This window comes from Halobacterium sp. DL1 (genome assembly GCA_000230955.3).
Classification (GTDB): domain Archaea; phylum Halobacteriota; class Halobacteria; order Halobacteriales; family Halobacteriaceae; genus Halobacterium.
This window is the reverse complement of sequence record CP007060.1, coordinates 1713764-1735973: the sequence shown is the minus strand read 5'-3', so window position 1 is coordinate 1735973 and position 22210 is coordinate 1713764. Positions and strand designations below refer to the sequence as shown.

Genomic DNA, 22210 nt, shown 5'->3' with positions numbered 1-22210 from the left:
GATGGCGTCTCTCCCTGCCACCGACTGGAAGGAAGTCTCCCCTGACCCCGACCCGTCGAACGACCTCGAGTACGAACTCATCGAACTCGACGTCATCCAGACCACCGCCGGCGGCCGGCCGCAGGTGCTCGTCCTGCCCGAGGACGAGGACATGCTTCGTGAGGACGCGTTCATGGTCGTCGAGGAATCGGCCATCTGCGACCTCGAGACGATGGTCTGACCCGGCCGCTCACCCGCTGACGTCCGAAGCCCTCATTCCTGGGACCCCTTTACGGGGAACGCGATCTCCACGGTCGCCTTGTAGTTGGTGACGGTTCCTCCCTCCACGTCCGCAGTCCAGTCCTCTACCTCCACCCCGCTGATGTTCTCGACGGTGTTGCTCGCCTGTTCGACCGCGTTCTCGGCGGCGTGTTCCCAGGACTCCTCTGAAGTGCCCAGCACTTTGATGATTTTGACAGCAGTCATGCCGACCCACAGTAGCAGGCCGGCCACCATTGGTATGAACGCCGTACACCGCGAAACGCCGGCTTTCGAGAGACTCCACAGGCGTCGGGTCGGTCGGCGCCCGGCCGCGGTCAGAGCGCGATGGGGACGAGCAACACTGCCATCAGGTGGACGCGACGGGCGCCGAACCATGGCGGAATCGTCCCGACCAGCGTCGCGACGACGAGTAACGCGACGCCAACCACCCCCGCGAATAGCCACGACAGGACTACCAGGAGGACGCAGACCGCGACCGTGAGTCGCCGATGGTTGACGGCACGGACGAGCCGGAAGTACCGGTCACCGAGCACCGGGACAAGGACGGCCGCGACGACGGCAGCCAGCGCGACGCTCGCGAGCAGCAGGGGGAGCGTCCGGGGGAGTTTCGCCCGCTCGAACGCCACCAGGACGCCCGTGTGCGGATCACCCAGGGCGAACAGTGCGTACAGCGCGAAGACCGTGTTGGCCGTGTTCACTCCGGAGAGCGCCGCGACGAACGCCCGGTCACCCTCCGTGCGGGTGGCCTCGAGCGCGAAGATGGCCGCGATGGCGCCCGAGACGCCGGGCACGTACGCAACTGCGGCGCCGGCCAGACTCCCTGCCACGCCGGGTTCGACCACGTCGCGCGGGCGGTCGGCGACAACCGGGTCGCCCTGTTCGGGGACGCCGGCCCCGCGGTAGGCCGCGAGCAACACCGGTGCACCGAACAGGCCCGCGAACAGCGGCGCCAGCACGTCCCCCGTCGGGACCACGCCGGTCGGGTCCATCGGGAGTGCGACGACGCCGAGCGCGCCACTCGCGACGACGGATAGTAGTCCGCCGGCGCGCGCCCGCCACGACGTCTCGCGGGCGAGCAGAAACACCAGCAGCGCCGCGACCACCACGGTCAGGTGGGCGTAGACGAGCGGCGCGACGCGGTTGGCGACCCAGGTCACCGGAATCCCGAGGACGAAGGCCACCCCCACAGCGACGCCGCTACCGAGCGCAGAGATGCGCAGCGCCTCTCGCCCACGCCCTCCCATCACGAGTCGGTGGCCGGGGAGCGCGCTGACCGCCATCGCCGGGTCCGGGACCCCGAGCGCGAGCGTCGGCACGACGTCCAGGAACGAGTGGGTCACGCCCGCGGCGAGCAGCGCCGCGCCGACGAGGTGGGGCGGTCCCGGAACGGCCGGCGCGGCGGCGGCGAGCAGGAGCGCCAGCGTGTTGACGTGCAACCCGGGGACGAGGCCGGAGCAGGTTCCGAGCAGGATGCCGGTCGAGACGGCTGCCAGCGCGACCGCTGTCGCACCCGGCCCGACGAACACGCGCACCCCCACGACGTCCATCGAGTCGAGTTGGTCCCGTACTCGCATTTCAACCTACGCGTCGCTCCCGTTGTCGATGCCGGACGGACGAACGTACGCGTCGCTACGTGGCGTGGCGCGCGAAAGAATGTGGGTCGCTGTGGAACCGGATTAGCCGAAGAGGTCGCCGAGACCTTCGCCGCTGGCCTCCTCTTCCTCGTCGTCGTCGTCGCCCTCGTCTTCCGCTTCCGCTTCGGGCTCCTCTTCGTCCGCTTCCTCGGCTTCGGCCTCGTCGGCCTCCGCGGCACCACCGGCGGGCGCGGCGCCCGCGGCGGGTGCGGCGGCGGCCTGTTCGACGGCCTCCTCGATGTCGACGTCCTCGAGCGCGGCGACGAGCGCCTTCACTCGGGACTCCTCGACATCGACACCGGCGGCCTCGAGGACGCCAGTGATGTTTTCTTCGTTGAGCTCTTCACCAGTCTCGTTCAGGATGAGTGCTGCGTAAACGTACTCCATTGTTATCCGAACATCTCCCCGAGGCCTTCGGCGCCGTCGTCTCCGTCGTCGTCATCGTCGGAGTCGTCGGCGTCTGCCTCGGATTCAGTATCTTGGTCGTCGCTCTGTGCTTCCTCCTCCTCCTCGCTGTCGCCCTCGGCGGGCGCAGCGGGCGCTTCGACGTCCTGGAGCTCCTCGGGGAGCGCCTCCTCGTCGTCGATCTGCGCGGCGAGCGCGCGAACCTGCGCGTCCGCCTTGCTGACGAGGTCGTCGGCGAGATCCGGGCTCTCGATGGCCGCCTGGAGGCCGAGGCTCTTCGCCTCGCCGCTGGCCTTCGCGACCAGCGCGCCGACGGTCTGCGCCGTCGGGTACTCCGCGTTGATCGAGAGATTCCGGGCCGAGGCCACCGCGGACTGGATGTCCGCGCGGTACTCCTCGACGTCGATCTCCAGTTCGTCCGGCGTGAACAGGACGCCTTCGGAGAAGACGCCGCGCAGGTCGAGGCCGACCTCCTTCGGCTCGATGCCGAGTTCCGCGAGGACGTTGGCCACGTCGTTGGACACCGTCTCACCTTCCTCGGTGACGACGGAGTCCTCGAGCACCTGGATGGAGCCCTCCTGGATGCGCGCGTTGGCGCCGATGGTCTGGAGTTCGCCGACGAACGGACCGGGGTCGATGCCGGTGTCACCCTCGGGGATGACGATGTCGTTCGGGGCGACCTCGCCGGCGTTGATCGGTGCCGGCGTCTTCGACGCCTCGAGCTGCTTGAACAGCCCGAACGGGTTGTCGTTCGTGGCGACCAGTCCGACCTCACCCGAGATGTACTGGGTGAGCTCCTCGAGGCCGTCGTCGACCTCCTCGAGCGCGCGAACGAGCAGCGTGTTGCGGCTCATGCGCAGGGCCGCCGAACCGTGGAGGCCGCGGCGCATGTCCTGGAGCTGCTTGCTCGGGATGCCCGTGACGCTCACGACACCCACGCTGTCGTACTGTTCGAGGAGGTCGACCAGTTCGTCGACCTCCTGCTGTTTCCACTCGGGGACGTGGTCCGTCGTGCGCTCTTCTGCGGACATATCAGGCCACCTCCACGGCGGGCCCCATCGTCGTCTTGACGTAGACGCCGTCGATGTTGAGTGGGCCCTTCTCGAGGTCCGCGTGCAGGCGACGCAGGATAACGTCGATGTTGCTGGCGATGTCCTCGGCGGACATGTCCTCCGCGCCGACGCGCGTGTGGAACGTGCGCCGGTCGCGGCTGCGAAGCTGCACGGTGTTTTTCATTCGGTTTACTGTCTCGACGACGTCGTCGTCGGGCTGGAGCGGCGTCGGCATCTTGCCGCGCGGGCCGAGAACTTGACCGAGTGCACCCGCGATGTCCTGCATCAGGGATGCCTGCGCCACGAAGAAGTCCGTATCGTCAGCGAGGTCCTTCGCGGCGTCGGTGTCGTCTGCGAGGTCTGCGAGGTCGTCTGCGTCGAGAACCTCGTCGGCGACCTCCTCGGCTCGAACCGCGGTCTCGCCATCTGCGAAGACCACGATCTTCGTCTCCTGTCCGGTGCCCGACGGCAGTACGACGCCCTCGTCGACTCGATTCGACGGGTCGTTGAGGTCGAGGTCGCGCAGGTTGATCGCGAGGTCCACCGTCTCACGGAAGTTCCGCTCTGGGGCCTCGTCGAGTGCGCGAGCTACCGCCTCTTGGATATCGTTGTCTGCCATCTTTCACCTCCGTAGTGCGTCGACCCTGTGAAGGCCAGATCTCCTACGGGTCAGTGAAACAGGCTACGCCTGTCTCGCTTCGACAGAGGGGGATGCCGGCCTTAAAACCGTCGAACCAGTCCCGCCCGCGTGCGACGTTCCCACGGCCTGAGAGCTCCTGATACAGCGGCTCCAGCCCAGTCAGTTCAGGGTACCGATTTGCGTGGCTCGACCGGCAAACATGCGGCCGAGCGGTGGAGTAATCCGGCCCGACCGCGAGGGTCCCGGGTAGAGATGACCCGTTCGCCCGACGACAGTCCCAACCACTGGAACACCGAGACGTACGACGGGAGCCACTCCTTCGTCTTCGAGTACGGCGAGGACGTCGTCTCGCTACTCGACCCGCAGGCCGGCGAACGCGTCCTCGACCTCGGCTGCGGGACCGGTCACCTGACAGACGCGATCGCCGACTCGGGGGCAGAGGTCGTCGGTGTCGACAGCGCCGAGTCGATGCTCGCGGAAGCGCGCTCGGACTACCCCGACCACGAGTTCGTGCACGGAGACGCCCGCGACCTGGCGTTCGAGGAATCCTTCGACGCGGTGTTCTCGAACGCCGCCCTCCACTGGATTGCCGACCAGGACAGCGTCCTGGAGTCGGTCGCCTCGGTGCTCGAGCCCGGCGGTCGGTTCGTCGCGGAACTCGGCGGAACCGGCAACGTCAGCGCCATCGTCGACGCGGTGTTCACCGAACTGGAGCGCCGGGGCTACGAGCAATCTGACCCGTGGTACTTCCCGAGTATCGGCGAGTACGCTCCGCGCCTCGAAGCGCACGGCTTCGAGGTGCAGTACGCGACGCTGTTCGACCGACCCACCGAACTCGACGACGGAGAGGACGGCCTCGCCTCGTGGCTGGAGATGTTCGGCGACAGCCTGCTCTCCCCAGTGCCGGCGTCGGAACTGGACGACGTCGTCGCCGCCGTCGAGGACGAACTCCGGGCCGACCACTTCGAAGGCGGCGTCTGGACCGCGGACTACCGACGGCTTCGCTTCGTCGCCGTGAAGACAGCAGTCTGACTGGTCGGCGGCGGAGAATCGGAGAACAGCGAACTGCGATTGGTTACCAGACTTACGCTGCGGCTTCTTCCGCGCCAAGCACGTCGTCGTAGTCGCCGTTCTCGACGCGCTGCTTGAACGTCCGCGCGTCCTCGCCCTCGATGGTGACGCCGAGGGAGGCGCAGGTGCCCGCGACCTCCTTTGCCGCGTTGCGGGTGTCGTAGGAGAGCAGGTCCGGCTTCTTCTGCTCGGCGATCTTCTTCAGCTGCTCGATGGAGAGGTCCGCGACGAAGGTCTCCTGGGGTTCGCCGGAGCCGGTCTCGAAGCCAGCCTCGTCCTTGATGAGCGCCGCCGTCGGCGGAACGCCGACTTCGATGCTGAAGGAGCCGTCCTCCTCGTACTCGACGGTGACCGGTACCTCGGTGCCGTCGAACGCTTCGGTCTGGTCGTTGATCTCTGCAACGACGCCCTGCACGTCCACGGGAGTAGGTCCGAGCTCGGGACCGAGCGGTGGGCCGGGATCGGCCTGACCGCCGGGTACGAGCACTTCTATCGTCTCAGCCATACCCAGAAGAACCGCCGCCGCGGTTTTAACCCTTTCTTTTCAAGGGAGACTGACGCCCTGCCGCGCGAGGTAGTCGCTGACCTCCTTGATGACGACCGGGCTTCCGATGATGCGGACGAGGTCGCTGTCCTCGGGCTCGAAGACGGTGACGACGAACTCCGCCTCCAGGTCCTCGCGGAACTCCGCCAGCGTGGACGATGGCAGCACTATCTGGGTGCTGTCGCGGAACGTGGAGGGGTCGCCCATTACGTCTCCCTTGCTTTGAGACGAACTATTAACGTGTCGAAAGCAACGCCGGCGGGCGCGGAGGAAAGCGCTTTTCGGCACCAGCAGCATAGCCTCGGTCAATGGGTATCGAGGAGGAGATCGAATCGCTCGAAGAAGAAATCTCCAACACGCCGTACAACAAGTCGACGGAGGCCCACGTCGGGCGCCTGAAGGCGAAGCTCGCGGAGAAGAAGGAGAAACTCGAGAAGCAAGAGGCGGGCAGCGGCGGCGGTGGCGGCTACGCCGTTGAGCAGCACGGCGACGCGACGGTGGCGCTCGTCGGCTTCCCATCGGTCGGGAAATCCTCGCTCATCAACTCGATGACGAACGCAGACAGCGAGGTCGGCTCCTACGAGTTCACGACCCTCGACGTGAACCCCGGGATGCTCGACTACCGCGGCGCGAACATCCAGCTGCTCGACGTGCCGGGGCTCATCGAAGGCGCCGCCGGCGGCCGCGGTGGTGGCAAGGAGATCCTCTCGGTCATCCGCGCCGCCGACCTCGTCATCTACATGCTGTCGGCGTTCGAGATCGACCGCTACCAGCGCCTCGCGGACGAACTGTACAACGTCAACATCCGCGTCGACGAGGAGCCCCCGACGGTGAACGTCCGCCCGAAGGGTAAGGACGGCATCGACGTGAACTCCTCGGGCGAGATGGACCTCGACGAGGGGACGGTGAAGGGCATCCTCCGCGAACGCGGGTTCGTCAACGCGAACGTGACCATCCGCGGCAACCCCTCCGTCGACCGCCTCGTCGACGGCGTGATGGACAACCGCGTCTACATGCCGTCGCTCGTCGCGGTGAACAAGGTCGACCTCATCGACCCGTCGTACGCGGAGACGATGAAGGAGAACCTCCGCGAGCAGGGCATCGACCCCGAGGACGCCATCTTCATCTCCGCGGCGGAGGAGAAGGGCCTCGACACGCTCAAAGAACGCATCTGGGAGGAACTCGGTCTCATCCGCATCTACATGGACAAGCCCGGACGTGGCGTCGACTACGAGGAACCGCTCATCGTCCGCGAGGGCGACACAGTCGACGACGCGCTGCGGAAACTCGGCGGCACGCTCGACGAGCGCTTCCGCTTCGCTCGCGTGACCGGTCCCTCCGGCCAGCACGACGAACAGCAGGTCGGCCGCGACCACGAACTGGCGGACGAGGACATTCTGCGTGTCGTCGCGCGGCGGTAGATGAACCGTCGCCGCGTCGGCGTCGTCGTCCTCGCCGGCCTGCTGCCGTGGGTCGTCGTCGCCTGGCCCGGGGGCTGGTACCCAATCTTCTCCGCCGGCTTCCTCCGCGTCGAGACGCTCGCGTTCACGTCGCTCCCGACGTACGTCGCCCGCGTGGGTGCCTTCCCGAGCCACCTGCAGGCGTGGCCGATAGCAGTCCTGCTGTGGGCTGGCGCCGTCGTCACCGCAGCCGTCGACCGGGTCGACTCGGCTGTGACCGTGGGCCTACTCGCGCTCGCGGGGGCCAGCGTGCTCTCGCTCTCCCTCTCGCTGTCCGGCCAGCGCGGCATCACCGCGGTTCCGCTCGGAACGCTGTGGCTCTGGGCGGCCGCCGCCGTCTGCTACACCGACCAGTTCGCTGACTGACGACCCGCTGTTCCGCCTCCGGTACGCTTTTCGACCACGCAGTACACCGTGAGAACATGAGCGACTTCGTACTCGACCACGCGATGCTGCGCGTCGGCGACCTCGAGGCGTCTCTGGCCTGGTACGAGACCCACCTCGACTACGTCGAGCACGCGCGCTGGGAGGGCGAGACGTTCACGAACGTCTACCTCGGTCCGGCGGACCCCCACGAGGAGGGCGCGCTCCTCGAACTCACGCACAACCACGACACCAACGAGTACGATATGGGCGACGCGTTCGGCCACATCGCCGTGCGCACGGAGGACGTCTACGACGCCTACGAGCAACTGATGGACGGAGGCGCCCAGGACTACCGCGACCCCGACTCCTGTGGCGGTTCGTACGCGTTCGTCAAGGACCCGGACGGCCACGAGGTCGAACTCGTCGAGCGCGACTACGGCCAGCAGTGGAGCATCGACCACACGATGGTTCGAGTCGAGGACGCCGACCAGCACCTCGGCTTCTGGACGCGGAAGTTCGGCTACGAGCACACCGGCCGCTGGGAGTCAGACACGTTCGCGAACTACTTCATGAAGCCCGAGGGGGCGAGCGACGAGGCGATGGCCGTCGAACTCACCTACAACTACGACGGTCGCTCGTACACGCTCGGCGACGGCTGGGGCCACCTCGCGGTGCGCACCGACGACCTTGTCGGCGACTGGGAGGACCTCCTCGTCCGGGAGGCCGCGGACTACCGCGACCCCGAGTCCTGCGACATGAACTACGCGTTCACGAAGACCCCCGACGGCCACGAGATAGAGGTGCTGAACCCCGACGAGTCGCCGATGGACCGCTCGGTCTGACCGACGACCTCCCCGTCTTCGGGCAGTTTTTCTGCGCGGGCGACCTACCCAGCGCATGGGACTGCTCCAGTCGCTGAAGCCGGAGTCGCTGAAGCCGAAGTGGGAGTGCCAGAACTGCGGGAAGAGCTACCGGCGCAACCGGCGCAGCTGCTCGAACTGCGACAGCACGGTGTTCGATAAGCTGCGGTAGTCGGGAACGCTCGGCGAATCAGTCCAGACGGTCCTCGGGCGCGTCGGCCAGTCCGACCAGCGCGTCCCGTTCGACGTGGTGGAGGTCGCCCGGGAGCACGAGCAGGTGGAGCGGGTCGCCGAAGTCGAGTTCTGCGAGCGCAGCGAGCGTGTCCGCCCTGACTCTCGCGTCGGGCGCACCCGCACGTGCGACGACGACGCCGAGCGCGTCCGGGTCCCAGTGCTTCGCGAGGAGTGCGGCGGCGTGGCTCGCGGTCATGTACTCGTCGCCCTCGATTCGCGGGTGGTCGACCTTGATGTCCAGGTAGCAGAGCGTGTGGATCCCCCGCTCCAGATTGGCCTCGATGGTGTCGACGACCGAACCCGGGACGCCGTCGGCGCCGTGGGCCCACTCGAACGGGAGCGTCGTCGCCTTCCCGAAGCGGTAGTTCTGGAGCCCCGTCAGACTCGACGCCGCGGATTCGGCGGTCGGCGCGTGGACGACGCGGGTGTCGATGTCGCGGTCCTCGGCGCGCAGGCGGAGGTCGACGTGGGTCGTAGAGATCATCGTGTCGCCAGCGGTGAGGAAGACGGTGTCCCCCGCCTCTGCGGCGTCGAGAATCGGCTCCGGGTCCTGTTCGACGCCCGCGCGGTCCCGGACCTCGATGTCGGTGTCGTGGTAGGCTTCGAGGTCGGCGACGTCCGCGCCGACGAGTCTGCTGGTGTAGAACTCCGCGAACGCGCGGTCTGCGTCGGCGATGGCCTCGCGGCCCTCGACAGTGACCGAGCGCTCGTCGTAGAGTCCGAGGCCGACGAACGTGAGCATGGGCGGGGTTGTGCGCGAGCGACCCTATGGGTTTCGAGACCGCTGCGGGACTAACGACTTTGCGCGTGGCCGACCATTGCAGACACATGGAGTACGTCACCCTCGGCAACACGGGAACGAAGGTCTCACAGCTCTGTCTGGGCACCTGGCGATTCGGGCGCGAGGCGGCCAGCGGTGAGACCGAGACCACGAAGCGGGAGGCCCACCGCCTGCTCGACCGGGCGTGGGACCACGGCGTCAACTTCCTCGACACCGCGAACGTCTACGGCACGCCGTCGGGCACCAGCGAGGAGTGGATCGGCGACTGGCTCGCGGACCACGACCGCGAGGAGTTCGTGCTCGCGTCGAAGGTGTACGGGGAGATGGGCGACGGCCCGAACGACAGCGGCCTCTCCCGGAAGCACATCCGGAGCCAGATCGACGACACTCTCGAGCGACTCGGCACGGACTACCTCGACGTCTACTACATCCACCGCTGGGACGACGAGACGCCCATCGCGGAGACGCTGGACGCACTCACGGACCTGGTCGAGGCGGGGAAAGTCAACCACCTCGGCGCCTCCACGATGGCGGCCTGGAAGCTGACGAAGGCGCTCTGGACGGCCGACGTGGAGGACCACGCGCGCTTCGACGTCACCCAGCCGATGTTCCACGCCGCGGCCGGCGACGACGTCGCCGACTACCTCGAGGTCTGCGCCGACCAGGACCTCGCGGTCTGTCCCTACTCGCCGCTCGCCGGTGGCTTCCTTACCGGTAAGTACGAGCGCACCGAGGACGGGGGCGTCACTGGACCCGAGGGCGCCCGGGCGGACCTCGACGACCGGTTCGCGGAGTACTACGTGAGCGAGCGCGGCTGGCAGGTCCTCGACGAACTGCGCGCCGTCGCCGACGAACTGGACCGGACGCCCGCGCAGGTCGCGCTCCGCTGGCTCGTCGAGCGCGAGGCGTTCACCTGCACGCCCATTATCGGCGCGCGAACCACCGACCAGCTGGACGAGAACGTCGGCGCCACCGAGTTCTCACTTTCGGAGGACCAGCGAGCGCGCATCGACGACGCCCGCACCGGAGCGGGCGACACCGACGACTGAGCGCCCGAGGCCGCTAGTCGTCGCGGAAGCGACACCGGTAAGGCCGCGCCGCGCCGAACTCCGACGATGCCAGTCCCGTGCGTGCGCGTCCCCACCGAGGACGGCGAAACCACCCGACGCCGCCTCGCGGACGCCGACCTCGTCGACGCCGAGTACACCATCACCGGCGAGGACGGGTCGCTCTACATCCCGGTCACAGAACCAGAGGCTGTCCCAGAGGACCTCGCGGTCGTCGAGTTCGACGCGCCCGAGCGCCGCACGCAGACGAACCCTGCAGATATCCTCGGCTTCGAACCGTCCTACGAGCGCCTCGGCGACGTCGTCATCGTCGACGAGGACGACCCCGAGCGCGCCCAGCGCATCGCCGACGCAATCGTCGAGTCGGACGTGCGCGCGCGGACGGTGGTCAACCGGGCGTCGAAGATCAAGGGCACCGAGCGTGTCCGCGACTGGGACGTCCTCGCCGGGGAGAGCACGGAGACAGTCCACCGGGAGTACGGCTACGAGTTCGAACTCGACATCGCCGAGGTGTACTTCTCGCCGCGCCTCGCCACCGAGCGCCACCGCGTCGTCGAGCAGGTTACGCCCGGCGAACACGCCTTCGACATGTTCGCTGGCGTCGGCCCCTACGCGGTGCCGATAGCCGCCGCGGGCGCCGAGATCGTCGCCACCGACATCAACGAACGCGCCATCCACTACCTCCGGCGGAACGCCGAGCGAAACGGCGTCGCCGACCGCGTCACCGCCATCGCGGGAGACGTCCGAGTCGTCGCCGGAGACTACGAGAACTGGGCCGACCGCGTCGTGATGAACCTCCCCCACACGGCCGACGAGTTCCTCGACACCGCCGTCGCGCTCGCGGGCGACGACTGCGTGCTCCACCTCTACGACATCCAGCACGAGGACGACCCGTACGGCCCCGCAGAGGACGCCATCCGCGAGGCCGCCGAACCGGCGTACGACGTGACCGTCGAGAACCGCCGGTCGGTCCGGTCGTACGCGCCCCACGAACTCAACGTCGTCGTGGACGCTCGCCTCGTCCGCCGCTGATTCGCAAGCCTTATTTCTCGTATGCGGCTACGGTAGAGTGCAGCGAGCGTGTCCGAGCCGTGCCGGTATAGCTCAGACTGGTAGAGCGATTCCTTCGTAAGGAATAGGCCAAGGGTTCAAATCCCTTTACCGGCTTCAGGGAAACGGGTTCGTAACCCTCGTATTCTCGCAATTCGGCCGAACTGGTCAATAGCGGTCACTCGGCTTTCCGTATCTGTCCCGAACGGATCGAGGCACGCCGGTGTCGGATAGGCGGCAGGTGCCGTGAGTCGACCCCGGGGTAGGCCCGCAGCGTCGGGGGCAACCACCACTACCGGCGGACTTCGGCTGGACTCAATCACTGTCGGCTGGCCCTGGATAGAAGGTGGTGATTACGGCGCGCCTGTGAGGCAGTGAACTATTGGGGAAGTCACCTGTTGGTATCTATGGGGTTCGAGGCACGTACTTATTTCAGTTCTCCGGACACTCGTACACCTAACCCAGCGCTATACTTCTCTCGACCACCCGCGGTGAGGGGTGTTCCCGTTCGAATGATGCCTGGTGAGACTACCACTCATGAAACTCGTTGTCAAACCACTCGACCGGCAGAGTGCAGGAAAAGGTATCGCGGCGATCGACCGCGAGGCGATGGCGGAACTCAACCTCAGTAGCGGTGACTTCGTCACGATCGAGGGCGAGGAAGGGACCGTGGTTGCCCGTGTCCGACCGGGACGGGCGGGCGAACGACAGCGCGGCGTCGTCGGCATCGACGGCCAGACGCGCCAGACCACTGGGGTACGAATCGACCAACTTGCCCGGGTGGAACCGGCCGACGTGGCGACGGCAGAGGAGCTGTCGATCGCGCTCCCGCCCGCCCTGCAGATCCGCGGCGATCTCACACCGTATCTGCGCGAGAAGTTGGTCAACCGCGCGGTCCAGACGGGTCAGACCGTGCCACTAGCGATCGGGTTCGGCTCCATGCCGGGGCGATCCAACCGCCGGATTCCGGTCCGCATCGTCGACAGTGATCCCGACGGGACCGTGATCGTCACGCAGTCGACGAGCATCAACGTAGTCGAACAGTCTGCGGAGGAGGTCGACGCCGGACACCCGGACGACGCGACCGGGAGCTCCGAGGCCCCGGGAATCACCTACGAGGACGTCGGCGGGCTCGACGAGGAACTGGACCAGGTTCGGGAGATGATCGAACTGCCGATGTCGCATCCCGAGCTCTTCCAGGCACTCGGCATCGAGCCACCGCAGGGCGTCTTGCTCCACGGCCCGCCCGGAACTGGCAAGACGCTCATCGCGAAGGCGGTCGCCAACGAGATCGACGCCAACTTCCAGACCATCTCCGGCCCCGAGATCATGTCGAAGTACCACGGCGAGAGCGAGGAGCGGTTGCGCGAGGTCTTCGACGAGGCCGAGGAGAACGAACCCGCGATCGTCTTCATCGACGAGATCGACTCCATCGCCCCGAACCGGGACGACACGCAAGGCGACGTCGAGCGCCGCGTCGTGGCGCAGTTGCTCTCGCTGATGGACGGCCTCGAGGACCGTGGGCAGGTGACGGTCATCGGAACAACCAACCGCGTCGACGCCATCGACCCCGCGCTGCGCCGCGGCGGCCGCTTCGACCGCGAGATCGAGATCGGCGCGCCGGACACCAGGGGCCGCAAGGAGATCCTCCAGGTCCACACCCGGGAGATGCCCATCGCCGAGTCCGTGGATCTCGAACAGTACGCCGAGAACACCCACGGGTTCGTCGGCGCCGACCTCGAGAGTCTCGTCCGCGAGGCGGCGATGAACGCGCTCCGACGTGTCCGCCCCGACCTCGACCTCGAAGGCGACGAGATCGACGCCGAGACGCTCGAAACGCTCGACGTGACCGAGCCGGACTTTCGAGCGGCACTCCGGGAGATCGACCCCAGCGCGCTCCGAGAGGTATTCGTCGAGACGCCCGACGTCACCTGGGAGGACGTCGGCGGTCTCGAGGAGACCAAAGCCCGACTCCAGGAGGCCATCCAGTGGCCACTGGAGTATCCCGAGGCGTACAGACAGGTCGACCTCCAGTCGCCGAAGGGGATACTGCTCCACGGGCCGCCCGGAACCGGGAAGACGCTGCTCGCGAAGGCCGTCGCGAACGAAGCCCAGTCCAACTTCATCTCCGTCAAAGGACCCGAACTGTTCGACAAGTACGTCGGGGAGTCCGAGAAGGGCGTCCGGGAGATCTTCGAGAAGGCGCGGTCGAACGCTCCGACCGTCATCTTCTTCGACGAGATCGACTCCATCGCGACGAAACGCGGGAGCGGCGGCAGCGATTCGAACGTCGGTGAACGCGTCGTCTCACAGCTGTTAACCGAACTCGACGGGCTCGAAGAACTGGAGGACGTGGTCGTGATCGCGGCCACGAACCGGCCAGACCTCATCGACGACGCCCTCACGCGTGCGGGTCGAATCGAGCGCAAAATAGAAGTGGGAGAGCCGGACGAGGAGACTCGGCGCGAAATCCTGGCGATCCATACCCGGGACCGGCCACTGGCGGACGACGTCGATCTCGACCGTCTGGCGGCCGAGACGGACAGCTTCGTGGGTGCGGATCTGGCCGCGCTGTGTCGGGAGGCGGCGACGGTAGCCGTTCGGGAGCACGTCCGGTCCCAGACGGAGGGTTCGGCGACGGCCGTCGAGGATATCGTGCTAACCCAGGCGCACTTCGAAGCGGCACTCGAGGAGGTCAGTCCGGAAGACGCCGATCCCGACGACGAGGACGACAGCCTGTGAGGGCGTCTTCCATTCGAATCATCGACTTCCTGTAACCGCTCCCTGGATTCACCAGACGACTTTTGGCAGTATCCGTATGGAGTGTGCAGTGGTTCAATGGGGCTGGACGCCACTCGACGCGCCGCGTGCTTTGAGTCGTCCCCTGTTCGATTGAGCGGGGCCGTTTGCAGTTCTGGTCGTCAAGCGGACCATCCAGCAGGTCGACTCTGTCCAGTGTCTCCGTGTCGTCGGGGATGTGTCTCCCGGTACGACTCCACGAAGCGGCTCGCGTCGACGAGCGGGAGCGTCCCTGCCGAGTGTGAACATACCCAACTGCTTTCTACGGGGACTGATAGCGTGGGGTATGGCTAGCGCACCCGAGTCGGAGAACGAACCGGCAGTGACGGACGGCCGGTCGAGGTGGAGACGGATGCGGGCGGTGCTCCGCGACTGGATGCCGCGGTGGAAGTGGGGCGTCGTCGTCGGAATCGCGGTCCTGCTGGTCGTGACCGGCATGTCGGCGGACGCGACCTTCGTCGAACTCGCCTCCGGATTAGTCGTCGGCGCACTGGTTGCCTTCACGTGGGTCTTCGGCGCCACGGCCCTCTACCGGGTTTACGGGCGAGTCACCCGCGGCGGCAACCGCCCAATCGTCCGTGGAGCGGCACCGACCGACAAGTTAGACGTGGCGGCGACGGCCACCGAGGAGGCGCCGACCGGGGACGCGGACACCGCACCGTGTCGCGCCTGCGGGACGAACATCTCCACGGTGGTCGTCCGCTGCCCCCAGTGTGGCTACGAACCGAAGAACCGCCACGCGACCGGGCGCCTGCTGTTCGTCCTGTTCGGCGCGCTGCTGACGCTCACGGTCGTCGGCGCAATCGTCGGCATCCCGATGGTGCTGTTCGGGGCGCTGAGCACGTACGCCGCGTCGAAGTGGCGCCCCTCGAACAAGAACCCGTTCTGAGAACCAGCCCGACTTCTCTGTCGTCGCCCCGATTCAGAGCTCCATCCCCATCTGTCGCGCCATCCACTCCTCGCCGGCGCGGCCGACCATCGCGTCCCAGTCATCGAAGCGCGTCCGCTCGGCGACGTAGTCGTCGAACTCGTCCTGTGAGACGTCAGCGAACGCCTCTCGGGAGTCGACGTCCCACCGGCAGGCGTCGAGGAACGAGTCGATGGAGTCCTCGTGAGTGTGTCTCCGCATGAACGCCGGCGGGAACATCTCCGCGAGCGGGAGGTCGGCCTGCCCCTCCATCGCCGCAGCCCGCTCGTGCATGTCGTCCAGCAGTGCGTCGATGTCCCCGGTGTGCCCGGCCATGCGAACGTCGTACGACGGAGCCGGTGAAATAGTTTCTCGCCGCGGGGGCTCCGTCCGGCACTCCCTGGGTCAACTGGCGCACGACCAGAGGCCGGTCCCGTTCTCGCGGGCGCGCTGTTCGGCGGCGGCGAACGCGTCGCGCTTCGAGAACTGGGTGTCGTAGAGTCGCGCGTAGCCGTCCTCGAGGAGCGCGCGGTTGAACGACTCACCCTCGACGGTGACGTACGCGAGCAGGCGGTCGTAGCCGCCGCGGCGGTCGGCCTCGCTGTCGGTTGTGACGGTGACGCTGGCGCCCGCGAGGCGCTCGGTGGCGAACTCGCTGGCGCGCTCGCCCCACGACCGGAGGCAGGCGCGTCCGGCCTCGGTGTCGGGGACGCCCTCGAACTCGTCCGGGCTCACGCCCTCGTGGACCTCCGGGGTGTCGACGCCGAGCAGGCGGACCCGGTCCTCGCTGCCGTCCGCGAAGCGCACGTCGAGGGTGTCGCCGTCGACGACGTGGACGACGGTCGCGGTGCGTTCGTCCGGCGTGGTCTCGGGACCGAGCAGCGACCCGGAACAGCCGGCGAGCGCGACGAGGACGACGACGGCGAGCGCGCGTCGGTTCACGGGGCGGGGTTGGGCGCTCGGACTTGTTAACGTTCGCGCCGCGCGACCAGCGCGCCAACCGTCAGCGCGAGCGCGACCAGCGCGACACCGACACCGAATCCGGGAACCGTGGCGTCCGACTCACTGACGTCGACGGTCACGCTCAGGTCGCCGACCGCGAGTTCGCGCTCCCCCACTTCGTCGAGGGTGACGGTCCGGGAGCGCGTGACCGACTCGCCCGCGTCGAGGGTGACGTCGAAGCTCCCGACCTGCTGGCCGTCCACAGTGAGCGGGAGGGTCCCCGTCGCGGGGTGGGCGGTCGGACTCGCGAACGTGGCGGTGACGGTGACGTCCTCGCCCGGTGCGACACTCCCCGGGGAGACGGAGAGGTTATCGACGACGGGGTCGGCGGGTTCTCGGACAGTGACCGGAACCGTGTTCCTTCCGACCGTGAGGTTGTACGTCCCGGCTTCGGTGAACTGGTGCTGGAGGGCGACGTCGTCGCTCCGCGTGGGGTCGAGCTCGCCGCGCACCGCCGCCAGCGTGGAGTCATCGAAGCCGAGTTTCACGACGTACGACCCCTGGCTACCGCCGTCGTTGGTCACCTTCGCGCTGACCGCGAGCGTCTCGCCGACGTAGAGGGTCGGCTGCGAGGTGAACGTCTCGTCGCGGAACGGGCCCGTGACCTGGTAGGACTCGACGTCGTAGCGCATGCGGGCCGGCTGGGTGTCGAACGCCTCGCCGTGTTCGGCCTCGGACCACATCTCGGGCGTGTCGCTGGTCTCCGTGTAGCGCTGGGCGTACTCGCGGGCCGACGACGAGGACACCGCAGCGACGACGTCCAACACGTCCTCGTTCGACACCGGACCGTCGTGCTGGTTCAGCCGCCACAGCACGTCGTCAGTGGTGGCAGCGCTGTTCGTGTCGAGTCGAATCTGCCGGTCCACGCTCCCCCACACCAGGCTCCCTTTGAGGTAGTTCGCGCCGGAGGCCCACGTGGTCGGCTGGGCGAGAATCGCGTCGCGCCACGGGTCGCGCTCGCCGTAGCCGAGGTACCGCTGGAACGACTGGAAGTCGACGTAGCCGGCGCGCAGGGAGAGCGACCCCGCGTAGTACTCTGCTGCCGCCTCCATCGTCCAGCGGCCGCTGGTCGCCGTGGTGTAGTCCTGGCGCGTGTGCACGTACTCGTGGAGCCAGACGTTCCCCGGGTCCGAGAGCCGGGAGTCCGCGACGACCCACGCGTCGTTACCGCCGTACTCGACGCCCCTGACGCCCCAATTCGCGTTCGCCGGCGCGGCGACGAACCAGACGTTCTCGTCCTTCGAACCGACTCGGAGCCGACTCGAGGCGGCCCCGAGGGCCTCGAGGACGTCCCCCGGCGACTCGGCCATCGAGGCGCGCTCCGGGACGACCAGCGTGAACGTCTGGCCGTTCGCCGTGCGGGTGTACTCCTCGACGTCCCCCATGTACGCTATCTCGCCGCCCGTCGAGCCCGGGCCGTCGACGGCCACGTCCTCGTCTATCGTGACAGTGAGGGAGTCGGGGCCTCGCCAGCCCCACCCCGTCTGGAGTCCCGGCACCGTGACGAGCGCCCACTCGCCCGTGTCGGTGAAGGAGTACTGCTGGTCCGCGGACCCCGCGGGTGCCCGCGGGCCGCTGGCCGACTGGTTCGCCGGTATCGAGAACCGCAGCGTCGCGGGGTCGGTGCTCCCGTCCCAGGCGTAGCGGTCGCCGTCCTGCGAGAACGAGTCGCTCCTGACGTCGTGGGCCTCGGCGGGGAGCCGCACCTTCATCGACGTGAGTTCGTCGGGGACGTCGTACGTCGCGCTGACGTCTATCTCACCGGGTTCGTCCGGTGTCCGGTGGAGTCGTATCGACTTCTCGATGGTCCGGGTGGTCGCCGACCGGGCGTCGGCCGACTGCGTGTCCGCCGTTCGGAACTGTTCGACGGCTGGCGCGTCGAGAGAGTCACCAGCGGCCGGCACCGCAGCGGCGGCGGGACCTGCGACCAGCGACGCGAAGACCAGCACCGACAGCGCCACCGCACGTATCATGCCCCCACCTCTGAGCCCGACACTCATAGGCGACGTGGCCGCGTCACCCCTCGTCGTTGCCGCCGTCTGCCACCGCGAACTGGTCGCCAACGTCGTCGAGCGCCGCGACCGCGGGAACCAGCCCGTCGGGAGCGACTCGCGTCCCCGACCCCTGGTCGCCGACGACCAGGACGTTCGTCGCAGCCCGCTGGAGTTCGGGGTTCGCCCCGAGTTCGGCGGCCTCGCTCGCAATGACGACTGCGTCGGCCGCTTTGACGAGTTCCTGAGCGCGATCGACTGCTTCCGCGGGTGGGGCGAACGGCGGAACGGTGACCACCTGCGCGCCGAACCGGCGGGCCGTCTCGTGGTCGACGTCGCCGTCGACGACCGGGCCGACCGTCACCTCGGCCCCGGCGTCCGCGAGACGTCGAATCAGCGGCGCCCCGGTGGCTCCGCCGCCGAGCACGTGCACCCGGCGGTCGAGGCCGTCCTCTACGTCGGGGAGGGGCGTGACTGTCGGCGCCCCCGTCGCGGGGTCCGTGCCGACCGCGACCCGCGCGTCGAAGGCGTCCCTGACAGCGGCTGGCGTGAGCACGTCCGCCGGGCGCCCGGAGTCGACGACGCGGCCGTCCGCGACGAGGACGAGTTCGTCGCAGTAGCGCGCGGCCAGGTCGAGGTCGTGGATGGCTGCGACGACCGCGCGGTCGGCGTCGTCGGCGAGGCCGCGGACGAGTTCGAGCGTGCGGATCTGGTGGTTCACGTCGAGGCTCGCGGTCGGTTCGTCGAGCAGGAGGACGGGCGCCTCCTGGGCGAGCGCGCGCGCCAGCAGCACGCGCTGGGTCTCGCCGCCGGACAGCGAGGTGACGTCGCGGTCTGCGAACTGCGCGACCTCCGCGCGCTCCATCGCGCGGTCGACGGCGTCCGGGTCGTCGTCAGCACCGAACCGCGGGATGTGGGGGTGGCGCCCCATCTCGACGGTCTGGCGCACGGTGAACTCGAAGGCGACGTGGGTGTCCTGTGGGACGCTGGCGATGCGCCGGCTGGCGGCCTTCGAGGAGAGCTCTTCGACCGCCTGGTCGTCGACGAGGACGGTCCCGTTTTCCGGGTCGATGACGCCGTTCATCGCGCGCAGCAGCGTCGACTTCCCGGCGCCGTTCGGACCGACGACGCCCACGAGTCGTCCGTCGGCCACTGTCGCGCTGACGGCGTCGAGGATCTGTTCGCCGCCGAGTTCCACGTCGACGTCACGGACGTCGAGGGTCACAGCGCACGCACCTCCCTGTCGCGGAGCAGGTAGAGGAAGAACGGCGCGCCGACGAACGCGGTGACGATGCCGACCGGAAGTTCGGCCGCCCCGGTCCGGGCGACGGTGTCGGCGAGGACGAGGAACGCGCCGCCCGCGAACGCCGACGTCGGGAGGAGCACGCGGTGGTCGGGGCCAACGAGCAGGCGCATCGCGTGGGGCACGACGAGGCCGACGAAGCCGATGACGCCAGCGACGGCGACGGCGGCAGCGGTGACGACGCTCGACACCGCGAGCAGGAGCCGCTTCGTCCGCTCGACGTCGACACCGAGGGTGTGTGCGTCCTCCTCCCCGGCGAGCAGGACGTTCATGTCCCGCGCGTACGCGAGGAGGACGAGGGTTCCGAGAACGACCGTTGGAAGCGCGAGTTCGACCTCGTGCCAGCGCGTCCCGTTGAGGTGTCCCATCAGCCAGTACATCGCCTCGCGGATGCTCCGCCCGGATTTCACGATGACGAACGACGTGACGGCGCCGAGCAGCGTCTGGACGGCGATGCCCGCGAGCAGGAGCGTCGCGACCGGCGTGCGGCCGTCCTGCGTGGCGAGGAGGTAGACGGCGAACGCAGCGACGAGCGCGCCGACGAACGCGGCGACCTGGACGCCGAACGGGAGGAAGGCCGGGAACGCGATGACGGTGACTGCGGCCACCGCGGCGCCCGAGGAGACGCCGATGATGGAGGGGTCGGCCATCGGGTTCCGGAAGAACCCCTGCATGACCGTGCCCGCGACGGCGAGCGCGGCGCCGACGGTGGCCCCGAGCACGATGCGGGGCATCCTGAGCTGGCCGACGATGTACTGCGCCTCGCCGGGTACGTCGAACTGGAGCGGCGAACTGTAGCCGACGTCGATGGCGGGCCAAGGCAGCGACCCGACGAACGGAATCGTCGCCGAATCGACGAACGGGGAGACGGCCGTGGGGACGGCGACCGTCTCCAGGGCTGCGAGGGCCACCTGCTCGATGGGGATGGAGACGTGGCCGATGGTGGCGCTGACGAGCATGACCGCCACGAGGACGGCGAACGCGACGGCACTCCAGAGGCTCGCTCGGGTTCGAACGCGCATTACTACAACCGTATTTGCTTTAGACAGATATTTATTGCGTTAGCTGCCTCGATGAGGTATGCGCAGAACTGCAACCGTAGTTGGTGTAGTCCTACTCGTTCTTAGTGCGGTGGCCCCGGCCGCCGGTGCCGCCAGCGCCGTCGGTGCACAGGACGGCGGAACGCTCGAGTGCGAGTTCCCGCTGACCGAGAGCGACGCCAGCGGCCACGAGGTCACCGTCGACGCGGAACCGGAACGCGTCGTCACACTGAACCCGAGCGCCGCACAGACGATGTGGGAGATCGGCGGCCGCGAGAAGGTCGTCGGCATCTCGCAGTTCGGGGGCTACCTCGAGGGAGCCGACTCCCGTGAGGTCGTGACCTCCGGCTTCCCGTCGACCGTGAACGTCGAGCAGGTCATCAGCCTCGAACCCGACCTTGTGCTCGCGCCCAACACCATCAACAACGACACGGTCCAGCAGATACGGGGTGCCGGCATCGCCGTCTACCGCTTCGAACTGGCCGACTCCATCGACAGCATCTACAACAAGACCCAGCTCATCGGTCGGCTGACCGGCGAGTGCGCTGGCGCCGAGGAGACCGTCACCCAGATGCGCGACCGCGTCCAGACCGTCGAGGAAGCCGTCGCCGGCGAGCAGAAGCCCAGCGTCTACTGGGGCACCGAAGCCGGCTTCACCGCTGGCCCCAACACCTTCGTCGGTCAGATAATCGAGCGGGCGGGCGGGCAGAACATCGCCGCCGAGGCGAACTCTAGCGCGCCGTACCCGCAGCTCTCCGAGGAGTTCATCGCCGACCAGGACCCCGAGTTCGTCGTCGTCAGCGTCTACCCGGAACAGCTGGGCAACGAGTCCCGCTCGTACATCCCCCAGGACTCGGTCATCCGGAACACGACCGCCTGGGAGGAAGGCAACATCGTCGTCGTGGACACCAACCACCTGAGTCAGCCCGCGCCGCGCATCGTCGAACCGATGACGCAGATGGCCCAGGCGTTCCACCCCGAGGCGTACGCCGACGCCAACACCACGACCACGACGACCACCACGGCAGCGCCGACGACCACGACGGCCGACGCGCCGGCCACGACAACCACCACTGACGGCGAGTCCGGCGGCGGTGTCCCCGGGTTCGGTGTTCCCGCTGCAATCGTCGCCGTGCTCGGCGCCGCGCTGCTCGCACGCCGATAACGCAGCCCATTCTCTCGGTCCGCTCCGATACCATTTAACCGCGTGAACCGGTACGCTCCGCCATGGTCGAGAACGTCATCTGGCCAGCCTACTTCGACGCGACGCTCTCCCGCCGCGATGGACGTCGCATCCCTCGATCACTCGCGGTCGAGGAGCCGACCGTCGACGAGATCGCGACCGCCGTCCAGCAGGTCGGCTACGACGCCGTCGTCGAGCGTGACGTATCCTACCCCCGGCGACACTGGGAGCAGTCGGGTCGCGTCCTCGTGAAGGACGCCGACGACGCCGGGAAGTCTGACCTCCTGCAGGCCGTCGCCGCGTACGTGACGGCGCTCCGTGACTGATGCGGCGCGCCGGCGACGTGGTGCGGACCGCACAGAACGTCGCGGTGGTGCGCTGCGACGGCGAGGACCACCCCGACATCGGGGACAGCGTCGTCGACCAGAACCTGGACTCTGTCGGGCGCGTCGTGGACGTGTTCGGCCCGGTCGAACGGCCGTACCTCTCGGTCACGCCCGACCGCGGCGTCCACCTGCCGGCGCTCGTCGGACAGACCCTCTACGTCCGGTGACCGACTC

At 68.1% G+C, this 22210-nt stretch carries 24 protein-coding genes and 1 tRNA gene; 14 read left to right on the top strand and 11 right to left on the bottom strand.

All coding sequences use genetic code 11. The features are described 5' to 3' along the window. The first annotated feature begins 1 nt into the window (after window position 1). Window positions 2–220: a hypothetical protein gene (locus tag HALDL1_10715; protein AHG05291.1), complete on the top strand. Its 219-nt coding sequence runs from the start codon at window positions 2–4 to the stop codon at window positions 218–220. A gap of 32 nt (window positions 221–252) precedes the next feature. On the opposite strand, the gene HALDL1_10710 is transcribed toward HALDL1_10715, so the two are convergent. The 5 genes from HALDL1_10710 to HALDL1_10690 all read right to left on the bottom strand — a co-directional run bounded on the left by HALDL1_10710 (window position 253) and on the right by HALDL1_10690 (window position 3971). Beyond that, on the bottom strand, window positions 253–465 hold the full coding sequence (locus tag HALDL1_10710) for a hypothetical protein (protein AHG04019.1): 213 nt from the start codon (window positions 463–465) through the stop codon (window positions 253–255). A gap of 110 nt (window positions 466–575) precedes the next feature. Beyond that, window positions 576–1808 carry a hypothetical protein gene (locus tag HALDL1_10705; GenBank protein ID AHG04018.1) on the bottom strand — a complete coding sequence of 411 codons (1233 nt, stop codon included), beginning with the start codon at window positions 1806–1808 and terminating at the stop codon, window positions 576–578. 129 nt (window positions 1809–1937) lie between these two features. Beyond that, window positions 1938–2282: a 50S ribosomal protein L12 gene (gene rpl12p / locus HALDL1_10700; GenBank protein ID AHG04017.1), complete on the bottom strand. Its 345-nt coding sequence runs from the start codon at window positions 2280–2282 to the stop codon at window positions 1938–1940. Between the two features lie 2 nt (window positions 2283–2284). Next, window positions 2285–3331: a 50S ribosomal protein L10 gene (locus HALDL1_10695; protein ID AHG04016.1), complete on the bottom strand. Its 1047-nt coding sequence runs from the start codon at window positions 3329–3331 to the stop codon at window positions 2285–2287. Window position 3332: 1 nt separating this feature from the next. Then, on the bottom strand, window positions 3333–3971 hold the full coding sequence (locus tag HALDL1_10690; protein ID AHG04015.1) for a 50S ribosomal protein L1: 639 nt from the start codon (window positions 3969–3971) through the stop codon (window positions 3333–3335). Window positions 3972–4244: 273 nt separating this feature from the next. Between HALDL1_10690 and HALDL1_10685 the strand changes: the two genes are divergently transcribed. Further along, a complete protein-coding gene (locus tag HALDL1_10685) occupies window positions 4245–5024 on the top strand; it encodes a methyltransferase type 11 (protein ID AHG04014.1) in 780 nt (259 codons plus the stop codon). A 52-nt stretch (window positions 5025–5076) separates the two neighbouring features. Here HALDL1_10685 and HALDL1_10680 read toward each other — a convergent pair whose 3' ends face one another. Together HALDL1_10680 and HALDL1_10675 are read right to left on the bottom strand one after the other, a co-directional pair. Next, window positions 5077–5568 carry a 50S ribosomal protein L11 gene (locus HALDL1_10680; protein AHG04013.1) on the bottom strand — a complete coding sequence of 164 codons (492 nt, stop codon included), beginning with the start codon at window positions 5566–5568 and terminating at the stop codon, window positions 5077–5079. A 39-nt stretch (window positions 5569–5607) separates the two neighbouring features. Then, window positions 5608–5814 (bottom strand): hypothetical protein, encoded by a 207-nt coding sequence (locus HALDL1_10675; protein ID AHG04012.1) that lies wholly within the window; start codon window positions 5812–5814, stop codon window positions 5608–5610. A 101-nt stretch (window positions 5815–5915) separates the two neighbouring features. On the opposite strand from HALDL1_10675, the gene HALDL1_10670 reads away from it, so the two are divergent. From HALDL1_10670 to HALDL1_10655, 4 genes are read left to right on the top strand one after another with little or no spacing between them, the layout of a single operon-like run. Continuing rightward, entirely contained in the window at window positions 5916–7028 is a 1113-nt protein-coding gene (locus tag HALDL1_10670; protein AHG04011.1) for a Developmentally regulated G-protein 1, read from the top strand. Then, complete coding sequence (locus HALDL1_10665) at window positions 7029–7433, top strand: hypothetical protein (GenBank protein ID AHG04010.1); 405 nt, start codon at window positions 7029–7031, stop codon at window positions 7431–7433. It abuts the gene before it with no gap. Between the two features lie 56 nt (window positions 7434–7489). Beyond that, window positions 7490–8275, top strand: coding sequence for a glyoxalase (locus HALDL1_10660; protein ID AHG04009.1), 786 nt, complete (start codon window positions 7490–7492; stop codon window positions 8273–8275). Window positions 8276–8330: 55 nt separating this feature from the next. Beyond that, window positions 8331–8465 (top strand): hypothetical protein, encoded by a 135-nt coding sequence (locus HALDL1_10655; protein ID AHG05290.1) that lies wholly within the window; start codon window positions 8331–8333, stop codon window positions 8463–8465. An 18-nt stretch (window positions 8466–8483) separates the two neighbouring features. Here HALDL1_10655 and HALDL1_10650 read toward each other — a convergent pair whose 3' ends face one another. Further along, window positions 8484–9269 carry a diphthine synthase gene (locus HALDL1_10650; GenBank protein ID AHG04008.1) on the bottom strand — a complete coding sequence of 262 codons (786 nt, stop codon included), beginning with the start codon at window positions 9267–9269 and terminating at the stop codon, window positions 8484–8486. Window positions 9270–9355: 86 nt separating this feature from the next. Between HALDL1_10650 and HALDL1_10645 the strand changes: the two genes are divergently transcribed. The 5 genes from HALDL1_10645 (at window position 9356) to HALDL1_10625 (ending at window position 15113) form a co-directional block, all read left to right on the top strand. Then, window positions 9356–10357 carry an aryl-alcohol dehydrogenase gene (locus HALDL1_10645; protein AHG04007.1) on the top strand — a complete coding sequence of 334 codons (1002 nt, stop codon included), beginning with the start codon at window positions 9356–9358 and terminating at the stop codon, window positions 10355–10357. 66 nt (window positions 10358–10423) lie between these two features. After that, window positions 10424–11407: a tRNA (guanine-N1)-methyltransferase gene (locus tag HALDL1_10640; protein AHG04006.1), complete on the top strand. Its 984-nt coding sequence runs from the start codon at window positions 10424–10426 to the stop codon at window positions 11405–11407. Between the two features lie 61 nt (window positions 11408–11468). Beyond that, window positions 11469–11542: transfer RNA gene (locus HALDL1_10635), tRNA-Thr, on the top strand. 420 nt (window positions 11543–11962) lie between these two features. After that, a complete protein-coding gene (locus HALDL1_10630; GenBank protein AHG04005.1) occupies window positions 11963–14167 on the top strand; it encodes an ATPase AAA in 2205 nt (734 codons plus the stop codon). Window positions 14168–14510: 343 nt separating this feature from the next. Further along, a complete protein-coding gene (locus tag HALDL1_10625) occupies window positions 14511–15113 on the top strand; it encodes a hypothetical protein (protein ID AHG05289.1) in 603 nt (200 codons plus the stop codon). 986 nt (window positions 15114–16099) lie between these two features. On the opposite strand, the gene HALDL1_10610 is transcribed toward HALDL1_10625, so the two are convergent. The 3 genes from HALDL1_10610 to HALDL1_10600 are packed head-to-tail and all read right to left on the bottom strand — an operon-like array spanning window position 16100 to window position 20449. Further along, entirely contained in the window at window positions 16100–18106 is a 2007-nt protein-coding gene (locus HALDL1_10610) for a hypothetical protein (GenBank protein ID AHG04004.1), read from the bottom strand. A 43-nt stretch (window positions 18107–18149) separates the two neighbouring features. Then, on the bottom strand, window positions 18150–19349 hold the full coding sequence (gene btuD / locus HALDL1_10605; protein AHG04003.1) for an iron ABC transporter: 1200 nt from the start codon (window positions 19347–19349) through the stop codon (window positions 18150–18152). Then, complete coding sequence (locus tag HALDL1_10600; GenBank protein ID AHG04002.1) at window positions 19346–20449, bottom strand: cobalamin import system permease BtuC; 1104 nt, start codon at window positions 20447–20449, stop codon at window positions 19346–19348. Before HALDL1_10600 ends, btuD begins: the two co-directional genes overlap by 4 nt. A gap of 58 nt (window positions 20450–20507) precedes the next feature. On the opposite strand from HALDL1_10600, the gene HALDL1_10595 reads away from it, so the two are divergent. The 3 genes from HALDL1_10595 to HALDL1_10585 all read left to right on the top strand — a co-directional run bounded on the left by HALDL1_10595 (window position 20508) and on the right by HALDL1_10585 (window position 22203). Beyond that, the gene (locus tag HALDL1_10595) at window positions 20508–21632 is read left to right on the top strand and encodes a cobalamin-binding protein (protein ID AHG04001.1); all 1125 of its coding nucleotides are present in this window, start codon (window positions 20508–20510) and stop codon (window positions 21630–21632) included. Between the two features lie 62 nt (window positions 21633–21694). Further along, window positions 21695–21976: a signal recognition particle gene (locus HALDL1_10590; GenBank protein ID AHG04000.1), complete on the top strand. Its 282-nt coding sequence runs from the start codon at window positions 21695–21697 to the stop codon at window positions 21974–21976. Further along, window positions 21976–22203 (top strand): H/ACA RNA-protein complex protein Gar1, encoded by a 228-nt coding sequence (locus tag HALDL1_10585; GenBank protein AHG03999.1) that lies wholly within the window; start codon window positions 21976–21978, stop codon window positions 22201–22203. The genes HALDL1_10590 and HALDL1_10585 overlap by 1 nt, the downstream gene beginning before the upstream one ends. Window positions 22204–22210: the final 7 nt, after the last annotated feature.